Here is a 2,837-nt window from a genome sequence, read left to right on the forward strand (position 1 = left end):
GGCAGCCAAGCCAGGGAACTGAAACATCTAAGTACCTGGACGAAAGGAAAGCAAAAGCGACTCCCCCAGTAGTGGCGAGCGAACGGGGAAGAGCCTAAACCCAAGCAGTGCAAGCATGCTGGCGTTGCTGTTTGGGGGTCGTGGGATTCTGCAGGAGAGACGGCATTCTCTCCGGCGAGTGACAAAGGACGAGTCTAATCGAACGGCAATGAAAGGCCGGCCATAGAGGGTGACAGCCCCGTAGGTGAAAGACGAGTCTCTCGCGCAGGACACCCGAGTACCGCAGGACACGTGCAATCCGGCGGGAATCTGGGAGGACCATCTTCCAAGGCTAAGTACTCCTGATCGACCGATAGTGAACTAGTACCGCGAGGGAAAGGTGAAAAGAACCCCGGTTAGGGGAGTGAAATAGTACCTGAAACCGTGTGCCTACAAGCAGTGGGAGCACTATGGCCGCAAGGCAATGTGTGACCACGTACCTTTTGCATAATGGGCCTGCGAGTTACGCTACGTGGCGAGGTTAAGCCGAGAGGTGGAGCCGAAGCGAAAGCGAGTCCTAACAGGGCGAGGAGTCGCGTGGCGTAGACCCGAAACCTTAGCGATCTATCCATGTCCAGGTTGAAGAGCGGGTAACACCGCTTGGAGGACCGAACTCACCGCAGTTGAAAATGCGGGGGATGAGGTGTGGATAGGAGTGAAAGGCTAATCAAGCTGGGATATAGCTGGTTCTCCCCGAAATATATTGAGGTATAGCCTCGGACGAATTGCGGCGGAGGTAGAGCACTGAATGGGCTAGGGGTCCTACCAGATTACCAAACCCAATCAAACTCCGAATGCCGCCGACAAGTATCCGGGAGTCAGGCTGCGGGAGATAAGTTCCGTAGCCGAGAGGGAAAGAGCCCAGATCGTCAGCCAAGGTCCCCAAGTCCGAACTAAGTGTCAAAGGATGTGGGAGCGCACAGACAACCAGGAGGTTGGCTTAGAAGCAGCCATCCTTTAAAGAAAGCGTAATAGCTCACTGGTCAAGCGAACCTGCGCCGAAAATATAACGGGGCTAAGTTCGGCACCGAAGCTACGGGTTCTCGAAAGAGAGCGGTAGGGGAGTATTCTCAGGTAGATACACGCCGGACGGTGACGACCGGTAACGGACCTGAGAAGAGCTTATGCAGGCATGAGTAGCGATAAACCGAGTGAGAAACTCGGTCGCCGTAAGCCCAAGGTTTCCTGGGGAAGGATAATCCTCCCATGGGTTAGTCGGATCCTAAGCCGAGGCCGAGAGGCGTAGGTGATGGGAAGCAGGTTAATATTCCTGCACCACCAAGGATGGCGTTGAAGTAAGCGGGGACGGAGTAGGGTAGGCCGGGCACGGCGGATGGTTTGCCGTGTTCAAGCCCGTAGGATGAGTTGCCAGGACCCGATAGGGACAAACGGCAGCTCGAGTATCCGAGAGGTGATGAGGTTCGGACCTAGTCCGAGACACTCGGTGATCCCAGACTTCCAAGAAAAGCCGCGTACAGAGCCCCTTTGGTGTCCGTACCGCAAACCGACTCAGGTGGGCGGGGTGAGTATCCCAAGGCGCGTGAGAGAACCCTGGTTAAGGAACTCGGCAAAATGACACCGTAACTTCGGGAGAAGGTGTGCCGGTCTGCGTGAAGGAGCTTGCCTCTGGAGCGTGGGCTGGTTGCAGAGAAACGGGGGTTGTGACTGTTTACTAAAAACACAGGACTCTGCGAAGTCGTAAGACGACGTATAGGGTCTGATGCCTGCCCGGTGCTGGAAGGTTAAGGGGACGAGTCAGCGCAAGCGAAGCTCCGAACCGAAGCCCCAGTAAACGGCGGCCGTAACTATAACGGTCCTAAGGTAGCGAAATTCCTTGTCGGGTAAGTTCCGACCTGCACGAATGGCATAACAACATCCCCGCTGTCTCGACCAGGGACTCAGCGAAATTGTATCGGGGGTGAAGATACCCTCTACCCGCGGCAAGACGGAAAGACCCCATGAACCTTTACTGCAACTTGGCAGTGATTTTCGGGATATTCTGCGTAGGATAGGTGGGAGGCTGTGAGGCCGGGCTTCTGGGTTCGGCGGAGCCAACGTTGAAATACCACCCTGGATATTCTGGAAATCTAACCTGGACCCATGACCTGGGTCGGGGACACTGCCTGGTGGGCAGTTTGACTGGGGCGGTCGCCTCCCAAAAAGTAACGGAGGCGTGCGAAGGTTCCCTCAGCCTGATTGGAAACCAGGCGTAGAGTGCAAACGCACAAGGGAGCTTAACTGTGAGACCGACAGGTCGAACAGGTGCGAAAGCAGGCGTTAGTGATCCGGTGGTTCTGCATGGAAGGGCCATCGCTCATCGGATAAAAGGTACTCTGGGGATAACAGGCTGATCGCGCCTGAGAGTTCACATCGGCGGCGCGGTTTGGCACCTCGATGTCGGCCCATCGCATCCTGGGGCTGGAGCAGGTCCCAAGGGTTCGGCTGTTCGCCGATTAAAGCGGTACGCGAGCTGGGTTTAAAACGTCGTGAGACAGTTTGGTCCCTATCTGCCGTGGGCGTAGGACACTTGAGAGGAGCTGCTCATAGTACGAGAGGACCTGAGTGGACGTACCTCTGGTGCTCCGGTTGTTCTGCCAAGGGCATAGCCGGGTAGCCATGTACGGAACGGATAACCGCTGAAAGCATCTAAGCGGGAAGCCGGCCTCAAGACTAGGTGTCCCGAGCCGCAAGGCTCCTAAAGACCCCTCGTAGACTACGAGGTTGATAGGCCGGGTGTGGAAGCGGAGCAATCCGCGGAGCTAACCGGTACTAATCGGTCGTGCGGCTTGACCATACCT

At 56.3% G+C, this 2,837-nt stretch carries 1 rRNA gene; it reads left to right on the forward strand.

What is annotated here, in order from left to right:
• A 23S ribosomal RNA gene (locus QHF84_RS50115) occupies positions 1 to 2,833 on the forward strand; the annotation flags it as partial.
• Positions 2,834 to 2,837 lie beyond the last annotated feature (4 nt).

This window comes from Polyangium sp. y55x31, assembly GCF_029946505.1.
Classification (GTDB): Bacteria; Myxococcota_A; Polyangia; order Polyangiales; family Polyangiaceae; genus Polyangium.